Source organism: Candidatus Magnetominusculus xianensis (assembly GCA_001541255.1).
In the GTDB taxonomy this organism is placed as follows: Bacteria; Nitrospirota; Thermodesulfovibrionia; order Thermodesulfovibrionales; family Magnetobacteriaceae; genus Magnetominusculus; species Magnetominusculus xianensis.
Genome location: LNQR01000053.1, coordinates 1 through 20741 on the forward strand (window position 1 = coordinate 1; position 20741 = coordinate 20741).

At 43.3% G+C, this 20741-nt stretch carries 13 protein-coding genes; 9 read left to right on the forward strand and 4 right to left on the reverse strand.

What is annotated here, in order from left to right; all coding sequences use genetic code 11:
* Positions 1 to 254 precede the first annotated feature (254 nt).
* The 8 genes from ASN18_RS06855 (at position 255) to ASN18_RS06890 (ending at position 14412) form a co-directional block, all read left to right on the forward strand.
* Positions 255 to 3551 (forward strand): outer membrane protein assembly factor BamB family protein, encoded by a 3297-nt coding sequence (locus ASN18_RS06855; RefSeq protein ID WP_085051996.1) that lies wholly within the window; start codon positions 255 to 257, stop codon positions 3549 to 3551.
* Between the two features lie 393 nt (positions 3552 to 3944).
* Positions 3945 to 4778, forward strand: coding sequence for an ABC transporter permease (locus tag ASN18_RS06860; RefSeq protein ID WP_085051997.1), 834 nt, complete (start codon positions 3945 to 3947; stop codon positions 4776 to 4778).
* A gap of 18 nt (positions 4779 to 4796) precedes the next feature.
* On the forward strand, positions 4797 to 6137 hold the full coding sequence (locus ASN18_RS06865) for an ABC transporter ATP-binding protein (RefSeq protein WP_085051998.1): 1341 nt from the start codon (positions 4797 to 4799) through the stop codon (positions 6135 to 6137).
* A 28-nt stretch (positions 6138 to 6165) separates the two neighbouring features.
* Positions 6166 to 9456: a glycosyltransferase gene (locus ASN18_RS06870; RefSeq protein WP_085051999.1), complete on the forward strand. Its 3291-nt coding sequence runs from the start codon at positions 6166 to 6168 to the stop codon at positions 9454 to 9456.
* A gap of 69 nt (positions 9457 to 9525) precedes the next feature.
* On the forward strand, positions 9526 to 10719 hold the full coding sequence (locus tag ASN18_RS06875) for an Nramp family divalent metal transporter (protein ID WP_085052015.1): 1194 nt from the start codon (positions 9526 to 9528) through the stop codon (positions 10717 to 10719).
* A 187-nt stretch (positions 10720 to 10906) separates the two neighbouring features.
* Positions 10907 to 11635, forward strand: coding sequence for a tetratricopeptide repeat protein (locus ASN18_RS06880; protein WP_085052000.1), 729 nt, complete (start codon positions 10907 to 10909; stop codon positions 11633 to 11635).
* A gap of 33 nt (positions 11636 to 11668) precedes the next feature.
* On the forward strand, positions 11669 to 13276 hold the full coding sequence (locus ASN18_RS06885; RefSeq protein WP_085052001.1) for a hypothetical protein: 1608 nt from the start codon (positions 11669 to 11671) through the stop codon (positions 13274 to 13276).
* Positions 13273 to 14412 (forward strand): glycosyltransferase family 4 protein, encoded by a 1140-nt coding sequence (locus ASN18_RS06890; protein WP_085052002.1) that lies wholly within the window; start codon positions 13273 to 13275, stop codon positions 14410 to 14412. Before ASN18_RS06885 ends, ASN18_RS06890 begins: the two co-directional genes overlap by 4 nt.
* Positions 14413 to 14442: 30 nt before the next feature.
* Here the strand turns inward: ASN18_RS06890 and ASN18_RS06895 are convergent, their stop codons facing one another.
* Positions 14443 to 15294 (reverse strand): prohibitin family protein, encoded by an 852-nt coding sequence (locus ASN18_RS06895; protein WP_085052003.1) that lies wholly within the window; start codon positions 15292 to 15294, stop codon positions 14443 to 14445.
* Between the two features lie 114 nt (positions 15295 to 15408).
* Between ASN18_RS06895 and ASN18_RS06900 the strand changes: the two genes are divergently transcribed.
* The gene (locus ASN18_RS06900) at positions 15409 to 17436 is read left to right on the forward strand and encodes a B12-binding domain-containing radical SAM protein (RefSeq protein ID WP_085052004.1); all 2028 of its coding nucleotides are present in this window, start codon (positions 15409 to 15411) and stop codon (positions 17434 to 17436) included.
* 89 nt (positions 17437 to 17525) lie between these two features.
* On the opposite strand, the gene ASN18_RS06905 is transcribed toward ASN18_RS06900, so the two are convergent.
* From ASN18_RS06905 to ASN18_RS06915, 3 genes are all read right to left on the reverse strand, one after another.
* Positions 17526 to 18920: a B12-binding domain-containing radical SAM protein gene (locus ASN18_RS06905; RefSeq protein WP_085052005.1), complete on the reverse strand. Its 1395-nt coding sequence runs from the start codon at positions 18918 to 18920 to the stop codon at positions 17526 to 17528.
* Between the two features lie 60 nt (positions 18921 to 18980).
* The gene (locus ASN18_RS06910) at positions 18981 to 19748 is read right to left on the reverse strand and encodes a GNAT family N-acetyltransferase (RefSeq protein ID WP_085052006.1); all 768 of its coding nucleotides are present in this window, start codon (positions 19746 to 19748) and stop codon (positions 18981 to 18983) included.
* Between the two features lie 80 nt (positions 19749 to 19828).
* Positions 19829 to 20731 (reverse strand): RpnC/YadD family protein, encoded by a 903-nt coding sequence (locus ASN18_RS06915; protein ID WP_085052007.1) that lies wholly within the window; start codon positions 20729 to 20731, stop codon positions 19829 to 19831.
* Between the last annotated feature and the right edge of the window lie 10 nt (positions 20732 to 20741).

Here is a 20741-nt window from a genome sequence, read left to right on the forward strand (position 1 = left end):
CTTTACGTTGCACCTCTCTTTCCGAGCGTTTAGAAGATTTCTGGGAAAGTCGCGTCGCATAAATACCCTATTTCCTGACGCAGACCCACGCTCCCCCAACATGGCATTGGAACGGAACTTGGGATATTTAGAATATTTATGCTATTATAGTAAATAAATGCAAGAGGCGACTCTACCGATTGAGTCTTCTCTAATAAGTATAACAATTATAATGACTGTTTTTATATTAACTGCTAAAATTACAGGAAGTTATTATGCAATTTTTAGAATGTAATATAAAAATGTTCTTACTTCTATGTTCTTTCACTATAATCCTTTCTTTTGGTATTGTAAAGCAAGCCAATACTTCAGAGCCTCAGCTTGATTATTATCCAATTATATTCATACATGGTCATGGAACTAGCAATGACGACGAGGATGCATTGCTTCATTTAGTAGAGAATAAGGTAATACCAGGCTCTGGTTTTGCATACTATGGAAAGATATATAAAGATACCGTTTTTGAAAAAAACAGCCAGGCTAAAAGAACTGCTTTTATGTTCAATTTTTATAGAGAAAACTCTGGACAGGCTGTAGGGGCTCATCCGGGACGAATAGGTGGCATTCCCAATAGTATTAATCCGAATGGAGATGGTTCGGATAACTATTATTTGTGGAATAGTACAAAACGCCTTGAATATTCAAAAATGCTGGGCATAGCAATCGATGAGGTCTTGAAGGCTACGGGAGCTAAAAAAGTCATCCTTGTTGGGTATAGTTTAGGTGGTTTAGTTGCAAGGGCTTATATCAGATGGGTAGAAGGTGGTGGTGGCAAGGTTTATAAGCTGTTGACCATTGCTACCCCCAATAAGGGGATACACGATAATGCCATGGGTCTTTTTGATGTATGGGAATCGTTTAGTGCAACGCCTTGGCACTCATCAGGTGAACACAAGGAAATGAGGATAGGGCATCATTTTGCGGGATATTATAATGGTCAGTTTGTGGTAGCTTCTTTTACCGATTGGCTTAATGCAGACTGGAAAAGTTTTTGTAACCAAAACGGAATTAGATATGCCACAATCAGAGGTAACTACAATCCTCTTGGATATGACGGAGACGGTGTTGTATCCGAAGATAGCGCCAGCTTAGATGGAGCAGATTTCAACGGCGTTGTTTATGCAGCACATGCACAAAACTTTTTTATAAACCAAGTAGTTGACGAGCTAAATATTACACGCAGTACGTATACGGCAGAAATCATAAAAAGGTGGATATTTCAGGATAAAATTATGACTGGGGGACAAATAAATAATGGTAATACTGGAGCTATAAATCCCTTTACTGATAATCTCGATTTCCGATATGACTTAACTGGTAATGCCGTATCTGTTATATATTTAATTTATAATACAAACGTCGAATTGATAAAAGACGGAGCAATCCCTCTTTATTCAGGTATTTATATTCCAACAATAAGCATGCCAAGCAACATGGGAGCTGGTGTATATATAATGTATACATATTTTTATGACATGAATAGCAAAATATTTGAAAAAGTTTACAAGCTACTAAAACTATATGGTACAAAACCTTTTCCTAATATAGTAAGAGTTGGATTTCTTGAAACACCGTCAATAATAACGGAAAGTAAAAAAGCTGCTTTTAAATTGTATTCTAATATAGACGGAACTTCTTACACTTATAAGTTGGATGATGACATATGGTCTTCTTATACCCAGTCTAATGAAGTAAAAATAGATAATATTGCAGAAGGTATGCATACCTTATATGTTTCGGGTTATAGTTCATCAAATGGTTATCCAGAACAGCCTGCCATTTACACCTGGATTGTCAATTACAATTATAACTCATGCAATGTTTCTTCCGATTGCAGTTCTGGTTATTATTGCAATAAAGACGATGGCTTATGCAGCAGTAAGGGTCAATGTACCGTAAATCAATCAGGCTTTTGCACTTCCGATTTCACGCCGGTATGTGGCTGTGATAATAATACTTACTCAAACAGGTGTTCTGCACTAAGTAATGGTGTATCCATAGCCTATAAAGGGCAATGCTCTGCAGAGTATCAAACTTATTGGAAGTTTAAAGATTCCACCAGCGCTTTAAACTCCCCTGCTGTCAGCGATAACAATACTATTTACATATTATCTCAAGCCGGAGTTTTATATTCTTTACAATCCAACGGCCTTGTCAGGTGGAATATTTCATTAGGAGATGGAGTTTCAGACGGTGTTCCGGTAATCGGTGAGGATGGAACCGTTTACGTTGAAGCAGGGAACAATTTAAATGCTATAACAAAAGATGGTTCCATCAAATGGCAACAACCCATCTCTGGGAGAATGAGAACACCAGCTTTAGACAACAGCAATAATGTTTACGCATTAACCTCGGACTATCTTTATTCGTTCGACTCTTTTGGAAATGCAAACTGGAAATGGAGAGGCTATGACTCCTGTAATATTGAATCTTTTTCTCCATCGATCTATGAAAATGGAACTATTTATGTTACGATGTGCCAGCAAAACTTCCTTTTTGCCATAGATATTAATGGAAAAACGAAGTGGATCACAAGAATTGTTGATTTTCGCAGTGCTTCGACACCAGTATTAGACAAAGATGGAAATATTTATCTTAGCTATGGAGGTGGATTTAGAAGAATCTATAAAGTGGATAAAGATGGCAATATTAAATGGTATTATGACGCTAATGGAGATATTTATAGCTCTCCTTCAATTGATTTACAAGGCAATGTTTATTTTACCTCAAATGATGGGAATGTTTACTCATTAACAAAGGATGGAAATTGGAGGTGGACTTATGGAATAAATAGTGGTGCGATACAAAGTGTACCTTTAATTGATTCTATAGGCAATGTATATATTGGTGTACCCGGGCAATTTCTTGTTCTTGATAATAATGGGAAGATTGTTAAACAGGTTCTAATTGAACATAGTTCCACTTTTCATTCACCTGTCATGGCGGACAATGGAATTGTTTATGTTTCTAAATACGGTACTGGACTCATTCCTAATTCGTTGTATGCTATTAACACAAACAACAAGCCATTAACACAAAGTTGGTCAATGATTGGAAGGAATGGAAAAAAGACTGGCTATATGGAGATGCAATTAACACCAACTCCGACGCCAACTCCGACACCAACACCAACTCCGACACCAACACCAACCCCGACACCAACACCAACCCCGACACCTGCACCAACACTTACTATTAACGGAAAATCGGATTGTAGTTATAGTTGCACGGGTGCAGGCCAGATTAGTTCTTTTTTGGTTATTGGAACCTATGCGATTTCTCCTGCGCTAGGAGAAATCGACTATTATGGTGGAAAATCTACAAGTGTAAGCATAGAAGTCCTGGATTCCAGCAAAAATTCTACCGCCTGTTACGCAGATTTTGTTGGAGGTATTAATCGTTCAAGGTACTTGATGTTATCAAGTGCCGGGTATATTAGACTATTCTTTAATGATAGCTTCTGCAATGACAACTCAGGCACTTTAAGCATAACAATAAATAAAGTTCAGTAATCACACGTTGTTGATATTAAAGTAATGCAAAGGCATGTGGATTAACAAACTAACGGGCAAGTAATTTGGAAAGATTTATTGGTATTAATAGAGATTTGATAGATTCACATAGTACACGGATTTACGTGGATGCAATGTTTTTGAACATTGCATCCCAAAGGGGTAGGCAACTGTATCTTAATGCGTTTACCCTGCCATACAGGGCCACACGGCTCACATTGACAATAAGTCCACGATTATGTTAGCGTTTTATATGAATAATTATTGTCGGCCTTCAGTCATGGGGCTTTTGGACATTACGTGTGCCCCACCGTTTGCCCCACCGTTTGACCGGCCTTTTGACCAGCCGTTTGAATCGATTAATTTTGATTTGAGCAATAGGTCATAACGCCGGTGCTGTTTATAAATAAACTAATATCGCTGAAGATGGTGGCCATTCGCTTTTTCCGCGAGGTTATCAACAACAGGTATATGCTTAAATGCCTCGTGATTCGTGACCTGAAGAGCCGTTACACCGGCTCCTTCCTCGGCATATTCTGGGCAGTCATACACCCGGTCATTACTGTTATTACCTATACGTTTATTTTTTCATTCGTGCTGAAGGCGAGGCTTGGGCCAGAGGCCGGAACCAATAGTTTTTTGCTGTGGTTGCTCTGTGGGCTGGCGCCGTGGCTGTATTTCTCTGAGACAGTACAGCGCAACGTTCAAATCCTTATCGAAAACAAGATGCTCATAACAAAGAGCCTTTTCCCCTCGGAGCTTCTACCGTTGAGTATACTGCTTTCAAACATGCTTAATCATGCAATCATGTTCGGCATCATCGGAGTGGCCGCCGTTATAATAACAAAAAAGTTGACTATTCTAATCCTGTATCTGCCGGTGTATATATTCCTGTTGAGCCTGTTTATACTGGGTTTTAGCTGGATGGTCTCAAGCATGAACGTGTTTCTCAGGGACATTGGGCAAGTGCTTAACGTATTAATCGGGATGTGGTTTTTCTATACCCCAATAGTGTATCAGCCCTCAGCAGTGCCGGAGGGACTGCGTACTCTGCTGAAACTCAACCCCATGTACTATGTTGTCGAAGGCTATCGATTATCCCTTTTGGGTATCGAACAACGGCACTGGAAGGGTATGCTGGTATTGTTTGTCCTTGGTGTTGTGTCAACAATAGCCGGAGGATTTATATTTAAACGCCTGAAGCCTGACTTCGCGGAGATGCTCTAAGGCCTCGACGCCCCTCACATGGAAACAACTATATCACTTAAAGGTGCGGGTAAGAAATACAGGATATTCACACGCCCTATGGACAGACTAAAAGAGCTGTTACATCCAACCGGCAAAAAATATCACCACGAGTTCTGGGCGCTGAGAAATATAACCTTTGACGTTCCCAGGGGTGAGGCGGTGGGGCTTTTGGGACGTAACGGCTCCGGTAAAAGCACGCTCTTACAGCTCATATGCGGCATACTCCGCCTGACAGAGGGGACAATAGAGACACGCGGGCGTATCTCTGCCCTGCTTGAGCTTGGGGCTGGCTTTAACCCCGACTTCACAGGCAGGGCAAATGTCCTTATGAACGGCGCTATCATGGGCTATACGATGGAAGAGATGCAGCAGATGATGCCAGCCATTATAGACTACGCCGACATAGGGGAGTTCATAGACCAGCCGATGAAGATATACTCAACCGGAATGTACGTCAGGCTTGCCTTTGCCTGTGCCGTTAATGTAAAGCCGGAAATACTTATCGTTGATGAGGCGCTATCTGTTGGAGATATTTTCTTCCAGCAGAAGAGTTTTAATACGATCAGAGAGATTATTCAAAGCGGCACAACCTGTATCTTTGTCTCACACGATATGGAGGCCCTCAGAAGCCTCTGCAACACGGCTGTCCTGCTTGAAAACGGGGAAATCACCTATATAGGCTCCCCAATTGAGGCAATTAATATTTACTCCCACAGCGTTAAGAAGGCGTCAGTTTTTATCCCCCCTGCGGTATATTACGAACCGGTAACACCGCAAGCCTCATCAGATTCGCACTACAGTAGCTGCGACCTAATGCCGCCCGATGAGATACTGGCACATAATATCCTAAATGAAACCACCAAAAACTATGGCACAGGGGCAATGACTATACTTGGCGTGCGTGTACTCAATAAAAACGGCTATGACACATTTCACGCTGAGATGATGGAGACACTCTCGTTTTATGCCCTCATACAGGCCAATGAAACCGTCTATGACACCGTTGTGGTTGTAAACCTTTTTGACCGCATCGGGACATTCGTTTTTGGAGGCGGTAACAGAGAAGTCCAGCATGTAATCCCTGACATGTCTGCCGGGCAGAGTCTGATTGTCAGAATAGATGTAACATTCAGCGTCAAGGCAGAGGAGTTTCTCTTTGGATTAGCCGTAAAAGGGGCAACATATAAGGGTGCTGAGACGTTCAACAGCCATGCCAGAATCGATATGCTTGGACCAATTGTAGTTACATACAGTAAACCGGTGAGTCAAATACCATTTCACGGCATCGCACGGCTCCCTTTTGATGTTAAACACACCCTGGTAGACAATGCTGGGTGACATAACCACTGCCCACAATATCTGACACATGAAGCCCTGCACAGAGATTAACATTCTGCACATCTTATGGATTCGCACTGATTCCATTGGCGACAATGTCCTTGCTGCCTCAATGCTTGAGCCAATTGCAAATAAATTTCAATCAGCCAGAATTACCGTCCTCTGTCAGGACCATATCGCCGAACTCTATGCCCCCTGCCCTTTTGTTAGTCATATAGTTACATTTAATAAGACACTTGCCTACACAGACGCCCACTACCGTGAGGTCATCATAAGGCGCATCGCCGCCCTCAATGCAGACATTACAATGAATTCTGTATACTCACGTGAGCTTATCGGGGACATATTTGCAACCAGAAGCGGGGCAGCGCTCAGGGTTGGGTTCCTTGGAGACCTGTGCAATATTGACGAGACACTAAGATGCTCAAATAACTGCTACTATACTGCCCTGCTGCCATCAACATCACGTTACAAGCCAGAGATAGAAAGGCACGCAGATTTCCTGAGATATTTTGGCATAGAGGCAAAAAGCCTCCATCATAAAGAGGCAGACAGCCTCCATCCCACAGTGTGGACAACCCCCGAAGACGAACGCTTTGCCGAACAGTTTTTTGACCGCAATCAACTTCACACTGCCCACACGCTGGCCGTTGCCCCCGGCTCACAAAACGACTACAAGATATATCCACTGTTCAGTGAGGTATTAAAGGGATTTACTAATTTTAAGTTGATAATACTTGGCGGCATCGATACTGTGGCGGTCTCAGGTGAGATATATGAGAAATTTAATGGGACAAGTTATAATTTAACAGGCAAGGCAACCCTTCGCCAGACTGCCGCCATAATACGCCGCTGCCGCCTTGTCCTGTCCTCGGACTCCGCTGCCGCCCACATAGCAACAGCCGTTGGCACTCCAAACGTGGTAGTGCTTGGGGGAGGGCATTTCGGGCGCTTTTTCCCGTACTCACGGCTTACGACTGCCGTGTGTCTGCCGCTTGAGTGCTATAGATGCGACTGGAGGTGCCGGTATGAAGAGAAATTCTGTATAACGGCAATAACCCCTGAGCTAATCGCATGGGCTGTTGAAACATCCCTTGCAACACCCGCTGAGAAACCACGATTAATCGCCCAGGGCAGCCCCCTTTGCACAAGACCTCTGCCACCGCACTGGCACAGCGCTGAGTACTTCCTTGAAGCTGGACAAGCAGATATTGAATCGATTAGTGAGATACCCCAAACATTTCCATGCTGCCCGCCCGCCATAAACGACAACAAGGCCGTCAGTGACATAGTTGATAAGCTAAAACAATCCCCATCGCAGGAGGAAACGCTTGCCCTGTATGAATCATACCTCAGGCACATTCCATATGACCTTAACGCAGTACAAACGCTCAACACACTGAGGCATGATATACTGAGACAGCAGCTTCCAAAGATAAGCATCGTAACACCTTCATACAATCAGGGGGCATATCTTGAGGAGTGTATTTTATCTATCATCACGCAAGGCTACCCAAATCTTGAGTATATAATAATGGACGGCGGCAGTTCGGACAACTCCGTTGAGATAATAAAAAAATATGAACGCTATATCACGTACTCAAAGAGCGCCCCTGACGCCGGGCAGTACGCGGCTATCGACGAGGGACTCAGACGCTCTACCGGACAAATCATGGGCTGGTTAAACTCAGACGACAAGCTCCACGCCGGGGCGCTCTGGGTTGTGTCGATGGTATTCAGCGCCTTCAGTGAGGTTCAGTGGCTCATGGGGCGGCCAACTGTCTGGGACGCGGGCGGGACGCTCTCTGTAGTACTTGAGCCAATCCCCGTTTGGTCAAAAAAGCAGTATCTTGATGGGTTTATCGGCCCGCCGCACATACAACAAGAGTCCACATTCTGGAGCCGGAAGCTCTGGGAGGCAGCCGGGGGATACATAGACACTTCACTAAGATATGCCGGAGACATGGAACTGTGGGCACGGTTTTTCAGGACAGCCGACCTTTACAGTGTTTATGCCCTCATTGGCGGCATCAGAAATCACCCCGAACAAAAGACCGCCAAGCCTGCCTCAGACGGCAGCGGCTACTACGACTACGGCGACTATAACTCTGAGGCCGACGTGATTATCAAACGCGAGCTGGGGCTGTATAATCAATCACCAGAGCCGCTGCGCCCGCCCCATGCCCCGCTGTGCCCAGCTGAGGCAGCACGAAGACTCAATAATTCTATCTGGGATTCGATTTTGCCAGAGAACTTCTCATGTTTTACATATTCAAAGCGCTACCACTCAGCGTATTTCAATAACACACTTCCCAATTCAATTGACAGCTACCGGTACAACCTAGCATCCGCCTTTGCAGCTGCCAACCTGCCAGAAGGCAGCAAGATACTCTTTGCAGACGAGGGTATCACCAACAGCACATTATTCCCCTTGGCCAGTAAATACGAACTCTGGGTGCTGGCAGATACGATTAACACTGAACCCCCAGTTGGCGTTGTCTATTATGTTGACAGCAGGACAACCAAGTTCACATCAGAGCTGCCATCAAACTACTTTGACCTGGCAGTGACCGCCATGCCAAACGAACAGGCGTGTAATCAGATAGAACTATTGATAAAAACCGGTGGATACGCACTATTTTTCTTTGATGCCGCCATAAACAGTGGAACTGTCAGCGTGGGCGGCACATTGCCATATGTATTGTCCAAACCCCATGCAATTGCCCCATATGTGGACACATCGTGTATGCAGCTTGACCCAGGGGCATTGTATTTCAAAGATGACACCGGCAGGCAGACACTCTCATATAATGTGCTATGGAAAAAAACACCCTGTGAGCCAAATCAACCCGCAAAGCCAGAGACAGCAAGTAATAATTCTTTTAAGCATCATCATATGAGGCAGAGCGCCTCCCCTGAGATTGAAGAGATTCATGCCGCACTTCAAAACAAATGGCAAAAAAATTATATGGATTCACTCAGACAGAAACTTGCCTCATCCCCCCACACCCCGCTCTATATCTGGGGCACAGGCAGGGGCGGACATCAGACATACGACATACTAAGGGCACTCAATGCCACAGTGACAGGCTTTATTGACAGTAACTCATTGAAATGGCATACAAAATTCAGAGGTCTTGATGTCATATCACCCGAAGAAATTTATTCAAAATTTAATATAAATATGATAGCAGAAATCCGACCGTTTATTGTAGTATCGTCCCAGTATGATTCGGAAATCAGACCGATTCTGGAGGGCTGGGGATATGTCAGCAGGGAAAACTACTGGACTAATATATTTAGATTCAAACATATCTGATTTAATAAATCTGACTGATCTGTCACAGGGCTTCCATTGAAAAATCGCTTAAGAAATCTGGCAATACTTATGTCAATCATAGGGCCTGGCATCATAACCGCTAATGTAGACAACGACGCAGGCGGCATAACAACATACTCTATTGCCGGGGCACACTACGGCTACTCGCTCCTGTGGTCTCTTATACCAATAACGGTGGCCCTGATAGTCGTACAGGAGATGTCGGCTAGAATGGGCGCTGTGACAGGCAAAGGGCTTGCCGAGTTAATCAGGGAAAATTATGGTGTTAAGGTAACCTTCTGGCTGATGCTGTTTTTGTCTATAACAGATATTGGAAATACTGCGGCAGAGTTTGCGGGCTGGGCAGCAAGCAATGAGATATTCGGCGTAAGCAAGTACATATCGGTCCCATTAGGGGCATTAATCGTATGGTTGTTCATTGTGAAGGGGTCGTATCGTGTCGTTGAGATAACATTTTTAATCGTGTGCGTAGTATATCTTGTCTATATACCGGCGGCCTTCCTTGCCAAACCAGACTGGTCAGAGGTAGCAATGGAGACATTCAGACCATCTTTCAGATTCGACACAGGATACATTGTTACGCTAATCGGAATGGTCGGCACAACAATAGCACCGTGGATGCAGTTTTACCTCCAGTCTTCGATAGTTGAAAAAGGCGTAAAGAAAGAAAACTACTGGGCTTCGAGAATAGACGTTATATTTGGATGTTTGATGACAGACATTATAGCCCTGTTTATCATAGTGGCATGTGGGGCGACTCTATACAAGGCTGGCATACATATTGAGAATGCCAGCGATGCAGCCGTAGCGCTTAAGCCGATAGCTGGCAAGTATGCCTCAATCCTATTTGCAATCGGCCTTGCCAATGCGTCCCTGTTTTCTGCCTCAATTTTACCGCTTGCCACGGCATACTATATATGCGAGGGGATGGGCTTTGAGGCCGGCATTAATAAGACTTTTAAAGAAGCGCCTATATTTATGAGTCTGTATACCGCATTTATTGTCATCGGTGCCCTGATTGTGCTATTTCCTGGGATACCACTGATAGCAGTGATGTGGATTTCACAGATAGTAAACGGTATAATGCTGCCATTTGTGCTGTTTTTCATGCTGATGCTCATTAATAAGAAGGAGTTAATGGGGGATTATATCAACAAGGGGGCATTTAATACAATAGCGTGGGCTACTACCATAATGATGTGCGTCCTGACTGGAATGTTCATAGTTTCGATGATTTTATAATTTAGAGAGATTACTACTGGAGTAAACCTTGTCCATCAACCATTTGCCTCTTTTCACACCTTCCTCAAGTGCGTTTGGCCTACCGTGCGTTTGACCGTGCGTGTGATTTGAGTTGACAAGACTACTGGTTAAGCAGTATCTTATTAATCACTTGGCTTTTAATAAAAATACAAAGGCATGAGGTGACATGGTGAATGAAACAGCGGCAAATGGCACTAAAAGCGGTGATAATAAACGTAAACCTCCAGTTGCCGCAATTTTCATAATTGTGGCGATGGCTGCCGTTGGTATATACGGCTATTTCAGCGTTTCTGATACAAATAACTCAGGGCAGCTCATTGCAAAGGCTTATGAAGCAATCAAAGCAGATAACTATAAAGAGGGCATAGATATACTCACAAAGGCGATAGAGGCAGACCCTCAAAACGCCGCCGCCCATATGTTAAGGGCCATTACCTATGGAAAACAGGGCAGCCACCAACAGGCTATTGCCGGTCTTGACAAGGCCATTAGCCTTAACCCCCAGCTTATCGAGGCATATATTAACAGGGGTGTGGCCTATTCATCTATAGCCAAACACAATGAGGCTATTGCAGACTATGACAAGGCAATCCAGTTAAATCCACAGCATAAGCTTGCCTACTCAGCCAGAGCGCGCTCATACACTGCCATTGGCAGTCATGATAAGGCCATAGACGACTACAAAAAAGTAATCGAATTAAACCCAGACGACCCATCAGGGTACTTTAACGTATCGTGTGCATATTCTCTGGCTAAAGACATATCAAAGTCATGCGAATATCTACAGAAAAGCATAGAAAAGGGCCTGTCAGCGTTTTTGGAGGTCAAACAGGACAAAGACCTTGACAATATCAGAGACAGCAGTTGTTATAAGAAAATAATGGAAGGGAAATAAACATGCCGCCGGGCGTATGCGGCGCAGCTCAATATGAAAAACAAAATCAAAGGCAGGCGTACCACACCCACCGGCACTAGCAGCAGCGGTAGCAACATGTTTCTCTATGGCTTTGTCCTAAGTTTTATGGCCCTTGGGATATTTAACATCATGCACCATGAGATGTGGCGCGATGAGCTTGAGGCCTGGATGATGGCCCGCGATGCGTCCACCATTGGTGAGCTGTTTAATAATATCAGGTATCAGGGACACCCTGCCCTCTGGTTTTTGTCCCTGTATGTGCTGGCAAGGATAACTCCAGACCCGCTGATAATGCAATGTTTTCATCTTGCCCTTGCCGTGGGTGTTGTGTATGTTGTGCTGAGGTACGCGCCTTTTACTAAGTTCCAGAGAGTACTCTTTATATTTGGGTACTATCCGTTTTACGAATACTGCGTAATCAGCCGGAACTATTCCTATGGGCTGCTCCTGCTGCTGATATTTTTGTCTATGTTTCGTAACAAAAAAGGGATAAGAAACTATATTGGTCTTTCTATAGTACTGTTCCTGCTGTGTCAGAGCAATCCCTACGGGGCTGTTATAGCTATTGCCTTAGCCCTCCTGCTCATCTTTGACTTTATCTTCTTAAGGGAAGACGCTACCCCTGTTTCCCCTCAGATGAAATGGAAATTTGCTGCCGGTATATTTATTTTTATTTGCGGCCTTTTAATCTCGGCAATGCAGATGCGCCCCCCGCGTGATTCTGTGTGGTTTCATCCGACCTTTATTCATGACAACAAGCTCCTGATGCTGACTAAATTTCTTGAGGCTGTCGGCTGTATCTGGCGCGCCTACATACCCGTACCCCCATTTAAACAGCACTTCTGGGGCCATAATTTCATTAACTACTTTTTTGATAACCCGATTAATACAGTAAAGGCGACTGTATTTTTGTCCATAGTGCTGGGGGGGTTGTCTCTGATGTTTTTTCTACGCCGACGAGCGGCATTGTTTTACTATTTTACCGGCACACTTGGGATAACTCTGTTTAGTTATGCGATTTATGGCGGGTCTATAAGACACTGGGGGCACTACTTTATTGTCTTTGTCTCGGCTGTCTGGATATCAAATCTCTATGAGGAAAAACCGTTTAAGTTCAGCCCATTAAACAAAATCACTATATTTTTCGAAGGTGAAAAGACCGCCTTCTTTACATTTGTCCTTTTTGTAAATGTAGTTGCTGGCGTTGCTGCCAATACACTGGACTACCTTTATCCTTTCTCGTCGAATAAGGAAGCGGCCACATATATCAAGGCAAATGGATTAGACAAGATGCCCATACTTGGCGACCAGGACTTCTCGGCAAGCGGTGTAGCGGCTTATTTAAACCGTCCTGTATACTACCCTGCGACGGGCAGACACGCTACCTTCATCAGGTGGGACAACAACCGCCGGGCTTTTGACGGTTCCACTATAATCAAAGAGGCAGAGCTGTACTCGTCTCATGAAAAACAGGATATCCTGCTTGTCCTGAACTATCAAATTACCCCTGCGGCATTTACCCCCTACAACATTCAACCTGTTGCGGCATTTACCGGCAGCGTACTGTACGCCGAAAGATTCTATCTGTATATAATGAAGTACGTGCCGCGCCGGTTATGAGAATACTTCAGATTATATATGAAAGCATTGGCAGTCCGTTTGGATTTGGCGGGGCAGGTGTCCGGGCATATGAGATATATAAAAGGCTCAAAGACAGACATGACATAACACTTTTGTGTATGAAATACCCAGGGGCAAGAGACGGCATTATAGAAGCCCTGAATCACAGGTTCACTGGCATAGAAAGTAAGAGCCTGACGAAGAGCGTCCTTTCCTATACTCTAAAGGCTGCTCTGTTTGTAAAACAACATGGCAGAGATTATGATGTGATAGTTGAGAACTTTCTGCCTTCAACGCCTTTTTTCTCAAAACTATTAACAAACACCCCCATCATCCTGCAAGTTCAGGGCATAATGGAGCATCACTCGATAAAGAAATTCAACCCTCTATACTCCATCCCCATGTATGCGGTGGAGAGTTTTTATCCTGCCCTTTTTGACAAACTGATGTTTGTCTCCGGTGTGACCAGAGATAAGGTTATGAAGCGAGTTGGTATGAAAGGACGCACTCACACAGTTATCCCAAACGGCATAGACGCACGGCTTTTGGAGTTCACCCCTGACGCTTCCCGAGATGAAAACAAATACATACTGTTTTTCAGCAGAATCGATATCTATACAAAGGGCCTTGACCTGTTAGTCGAGGCGTTTACAGAGATAACCAGTCACATACCTGATATTAAACTTATCCTCGCTGGATATGAGTTCGACAAGGCAGAGACACTCAGGGCAAAGGTTCCTCCCTATGCAGCAGAAAAAATAGAATATGCCGGATTCGTAAGCGGCGCTGAGAAACAGTCCCTGCTTGGCAACGCCATGATATTTGTCCTGCCATCGCGGCACGAGTCCTCACCGGTGAGTATCCTGGAGGCCGCAGCTTGTGCAGTGCCGGTTGTAACTAGCGACATTAAGGAACTTTCTTTTGTTTCACAACACAACATTGGGCAGTCATTTAGAAGCGGTGACAGCGCATCCCTTGCCGGTGTCTTATTAAAACTTATTAAAGATGCCCCTACGCGTGTGAGTCTTGGTGAAAACGGGAGGAACTACGTAAGGGGCTTTCTGTGGGACGAGATTGCCGTAAGTTTCGAGAAGTATCTCGCAGAAACCGCAGGCAATCCACCGCTAATGCAGTAATTCAGGGCTGCGCCTGAATATCTATAGCAATTAGTGTTCCAGTTCTTTTACATCAATAAACGGCATATTTTGAGAAGTAACCTTTGGCAGTATACCGTTCCACTTGTCTATGGCCTTGATTGTCGCCTCGATTCTGCGGAGCTTTATCAGGTCAGGCGATATGTTTTCTTTCTGAAGCCGCAGGGCCTCTGCCTCTGCCTTTGCCTGTGTTATCTTCTGTTCGGCCTCAATCTTGATTCTATCCAAATCCCTTGATGCCTTCAGCGCCAACTGCTCGGCGGTTTGTTTTGATTCAATGGCCTCCATGAAAATCTTGGAAAAGGAGAAATTCATTATAGAAAACTCATCTACCACAATTTGATGTTTAATCAGACGCTCAACCAGACCGCCCCTCATCTCAGCACTGACTACCGGTCTCTTTGTTATCAATTCCTCGGCTGTATATCTGGCCGTTACAGCCTTTACAATCTCCTGCACCGCCGGGTCGATTATCCTCTCCTTGTAGCCTGTACCGATGGATTGATAGATAATGTTCGCCTTATCGGGAAGGATGTGGTAGTTGATAGCGATTACAGATGTAACTTCCTGCAAATCCTTCGATGAAGCCTCGGCATTTGTTTGGGACTTGTGTACGCGTACATCCATCTTGATGACTTTTTGCACTATGGGAATCAGCACATGAAGCCCCTCACTAAGCACAATAGGCTGTACCGCCCCAAAGTTAAGCACTATGCCCCTCTCACCGGCACCTATGGTAACAAAAGGATTAATAATAAGCAGCACCAATACTGCTGCAATTGCAATTGTAATGAACACATACGATTTCTTTGGAACAATTTTGGGGATTTTTGGGTCAAATCCGTCAAAAACTCCTCCTGGCATATTCCCTCCTCACAATTTAATACATAATTATACACATTTAGTTATCCATTTTGCAAATGGCTCTATTTTTACAAAAGAACTATTTTGCTAAATATGATATAATAGCGCCACTATATGGGAAAGCTTCGGATAATGCTTGCAGACCTGTCGTATTTGAACAGGTTGACGTTAGATTTGGTATACGTACCGCTGAATATTGGCTATGTAGCCTCATATACAAAGGCTAGATTCGGAGACAGTGTTGATATAAAACTCTACAAGGACCCTGTCAGGTTTTTAGATGACATTAACTTGGTTAGTCCGCATATTGTTGGTTTCTCATTATATTTCTGGAATACCGACCTGACTAGGATTCTTATTAGTGCGGTGCGCGACAAACTAGGAAAAGAACCGGTCATAGTGGCAGGCGGGCCTTCCATAGACATTGACCCTGGCATTCAAATGTCGTTGTTCAATTTGTTGACAGGTGTTGACGCAATAATACCGAATGATGGGGAACTGGGATTTTCAAACATTGTAGGCTGTTTGCTTGGCAGCCGTAAAGGCATACTACACAATGGACCTATAGATGGTGTTGTTATGCGTGATGGTACTGATTTAGTTGTCGGCAGAGAGGTTGGAGCAGCTTTTGATTTGAAAACACTTCCTTCACCATATCTGACAGGGATACTGGATAACTTTCTGAAAGCGCCGTATCGTCCATTAATTCAAACAGTAAGAGGGTGTCCTCACACCTGCAAATTTTGTGCTGCAGGAAGAAGCATCGATAAACTCAGACAATTCCCTCTGGAGCAGGTAAAAGAAGAAATTACATTTATTGTTAGCAAATATAAGGGCCTGAGCAACCTGCCTCTGTTTGTTGCCGACCTAAACTTTGGCGTCTTTGACAGAGATGTTGACATAGCCGCCTTTATCAAGGAAAATCACGTAAAAACTGGATATCCGGACAGTGTGGAAGTATACACAGACAAGAGGTTTTCTCAGCGTGCGCGTGCTGTTATGGAACAGCTCCTCGGACTTAATGTATCGGGGTTAATAGTGGCTCTGCAATCTGAAAATGAAGATACGCTGAAATCTGTAAAACGGCGTAACTTAGAAAGTCAGGAAATATCAGAGGCCATAAGCTGGGCAAGACAGCACAATATAGAATGTAGCGCTGAGATAATATTCGGCCTTCCAAACGAAACACTTCAGTCCTTTATTGAAATGCTGAGGCGGGCATATTTTCGTAAATTTGACTTTATCCACACTGTAAACCTTATTCTGTTTAATGGCTCTGTGTTAAACAGGGCCTCTGAGCGTAAACAACATGGGATTGTTACCAGGTTTCGAGCTCAAGGACCTAGTTATATGGAAATAGATGGTCGTTTTTCTGCAGAAACATCTGAGGTTGTAATTGAATCAAATACATTTTCTTTTGATGATTACCTGGAGTTGAGAAGGTTGAATTTTATACTTTTTGCTATTGGCAGTCCAGGGTTTTATAAGTTGTTTTTCAGGGGGTTAGATGGTTTAGGCGTGGAAACATTTGATTTCTTCCTGAAGTTTATGTCACCGAATCCGGACAAGCAGTGGAATAAGGAATATATTGGTTTTCTCAGCGATTTGAACAAAGCATTCCGCAGTGAACTCTATGAAACTGCCGATGCTGTGAAAGAGAAGCTGTTTAATGATTATCGCAGGGATAATAATGAAGTAACAGTTGCTAATACAATAAATGTCCTTTATACTGCAAGGTTGATTTGGATTGAAAGGGCATGGCACCATGAAGTCCTGTTGGAGCATTTGAGAGATTTTGGTATAACTCCTAATCATGATAACAAGGCTTGGGAAGCAGTGAATGATCTGCTTTGGATTGGCAGCAAGGAGCGGGTTGACTTGCGTAATACCACTAGACAAGAAAGCCTTGTTGTGAGGCATGATGTTGTAGCATGGCAGAAAGACAATTTTGAGGCTTCACTGCAGAAATATCGGATTTCTTCCCCAAAGCGTCTTATGTTTTTTACTTCTTCATCCGATAAGGTTAAATTCGATGACTTCAACAAAGAAAACAGTGATCTTGACGACGAGTCATATTATTACAATGCCCTTGTTATTATTAAGCCAAGATCAATCCTCCGATGCCAATGTGCATGGGAATAAACAACAGGTACATCATTAATCGATTGCATGTTTAACAAAGTGTATCAGATGCCGTTGAGAAATGATTCCCGTCGTTATTGATTAGTCTCTTAAATATCTGAGTATTTGTTTTCATTAATTATAGGTTTTTGATATGTTACGGTTTTGAATACCGAATCGAGTTTTAACCCGAGTTTAAGAGATAACGCGGTCAGCTTCTCCGTTACCGTATCAACGAGTTCACTGTCAGACATGGTGGTCAGATTTATATGAAAATCCTGCCTGTCGCCGATTCTCTCCAGGTACTTGACCTCATCTGTGATATGACCATTGTTTTTTGCCCAATCATATATGGGCGTACCAGGCAGCGGAAGTATAAATCCCACACTGGGAAATATATTGCACTCTTCACATACCTTGATTGTCGCCTCTATCGATTCAGGGGTTTCCTGCGGGTATCCGAAAATAACGCTGGTCAGTGGTGTCACGCCGCCTTTCCAAAGCACATTAGACTGCTCGATGAACTGCTCAACCTTCATTTTCTTATTCATAGCCGCAAGTATCTCAGGGCTTGCATTTTCCAAGGAATAACTTATGCTGTCACATCCTGCTTCCCTCATCCTGTTGATTAATTCAAGATGTTCATTCTTAAATAAATTCCCTCTGGATGAAGCCTCCCATGCAATTTTAAAATCCAGCCCCATGATTTTATTAACCATGTTGTCTACACTTTTAATAGTTGAGAAGGTCAGTTCATCCCAGAATGAGATAAAGTTGCAACTATACCCATAATGTAATCTTTTGATTTCATCCATGACCGCGTCTTCTGAGTATTTCCTGTATCTTTGTCCCTTAAAAACGTGATAACAAAACGAACAGTTGTGCGTGCATCCCCTTGCGGCATTCAATGGATATGAAACCATATTATCAATGGACGAAATGTTTGTGTTGACTGCTGAATATTTCTCATATTTCTTTAGATCGAATAAATCCCAGTCTGGAAAACCAATCTCATCAATATTCTGTACTGGCGGGCGTGGTGGAGAATAAAAGATCTTTCCATTGTCTTTAAAGGCGATTCCTTTAATTTCTGACAGCGGCTTTTTTGTCTCTATGGTTTGTATAAGCTCAACTATCGTTATATCTCCTTCACCCATTACACCAATATCTACTTTTGTATTATTCAATAGTATCTCTGCAATAGAACTAGCTACCGAATTGCCAGCAATAATTACAATATTGGGGTTTGACCTTTTTGCAATATCAGCAATTTCTCTTGCAAATCTGAAACCTGTGACAATACATCCGAAGGCACAGATATCGTATGTTGTATTGTCCATAATTGACGCCAGCTCAGACATGCTCATATTATTGATGTCCATATCGATAAGGTCGAAGTCATAGCCGACCTTTTTAACAGCCGTCATTATATAAGCAAGCCCTACGGGAAGTTGTCTCCGCTTTGACTCAGGTCTTAATGAGGGGTTTATAAACGCTACTTTCATCAGCTCACTATCCTCTAAAGTTGATTATATCACAATACTATGCTTATTGCAAACACTGATTTACCTGCGCCGATTAGCGGCTCCCCAGTAGTGTAATACAGTCTTTGTAGAATCAATCGATGTAAAGCCATTTCTGATATAAAAATTTAAGGCAGCGGTGTTTTTTATCTGAGTTCCTGTGAAGATATTGTATCCGTCAAAACATTCAACAGTTCTGTTAATAAGTTTTGAGCCTATTCCTTTGTTTCTAAATTTATCTATCACCGAGACGAAGAAAAATGTGGCATCAAAAGCGCTGGTATTCACAACGATAATGCCAGCGACATCATCGTTTATATTTGCCGTAAACAGATGTCCAGTTGGCGAGGGGCGATAGTTTTTCAGATAGCTTATCCATAACTGGTCGGCTTTTGAAACACCAATGTGGAAATCCGTATGGAATCTCGTATGCGTAAACGCAACTCCAAGCAGCTCACAGGGAAGACCGGCTGTAGTGTCCGGTCTTTCTATCGTCACATTTTCAATAGCGCAATTGTCCCCCGTGCGCTCGTGCCTCACGTGTCGAAGCCTTACCTCCGTATCTACGTAGTAAAAGCCGCAGTCCTCCAAAAAACTGATTGTCTCTACCCCAAGTCCGGTATTTATCTTTGCTGTGACGAAACTATCGTTAAGTCTATGTATTATATGTCCTTTCATTTCGGAACTTGGTTTAAATACTAATTTATCAATGTCAAGGACGTATGACCTCCTGCCAAAAAATTCGGTGTCCCAGGGGAGATACCTAAAGTAAAACACGCCACCGTTACCGCTTATGATTAAATCACTCATTAACCGCCTCAACTATGGTTGACAGGGCAGTCTCCAGTTTGCCAGCTCCAATTATTGCGGTAATTTTCAAATCAGACGCATCAGCCACAACGTCCTAACTCTGATATTACCTCGTCAATAGAACTGGCGCGCCGAATCAGCTCTTTTATCTGATGGAGTCTGTCTATATCGTTAATCGATTTAATACCATCAATTAATTTGATGGTTTGAGCGCCGAATTTCAACTCGACCGCCAGCTCTATCGCCTCTATCAGGCCATCCTTTAGCCCCTGACGTCTTCCCTCGGTTCTGCCATCTTCACGACCTTCTTTGCGTCCTTTAGTAAGTCCCTGACGATATCTTATATCAGTCTCTATGTCATATACTATCGCCATACCCGATTCCTCCTTATTCACTTTTCCCTGCAAGTTTCTTAATTTAGACAGCACTTCCAATTGCCTTATGTATCTGCCCCGTAGTGTCTCCTCTTTTACCCTCTCTTTTATTTTACACAATATCTCACGGATAAATATACTCACGTCCTTACCCTTATAATCGCACAGTATTGACAGCACCAGGGCTTCAACTCGTTCGCAATTAATAAAAATCCCGCAGTCTATGTCCTTAAAGTTTATTATATTGTAGTTGTAATCTACAAACGGCCTCTTCAGTCTTCCTTTCATTCTTAACGGTTTCCTGCCTACATAAAACAAATACTGATGAATGGGCAAGTCATACTTTTCATCAAGGTAAATGGCATAGCGCAGCATCCGGTGTGCCATCTTTGAATCGTTATTCGCCTGAAACTCTATGTGAAATATCTCGTGCTTGCCGCTGTTTTTTTCAATTACGACAATGAAATCCGCCTCGCGCTCGTCGGTTATTTGAAGTTTCGTGTCTATTTGCCTGATTGCCTTATACTTGATATGCAATACCTGCTCAAGAAGTACATCAAGGCCTTCACGTAATGTTTCCTTTATTATCCTGTCGAATTCGTTTGCCATCGCATAATAT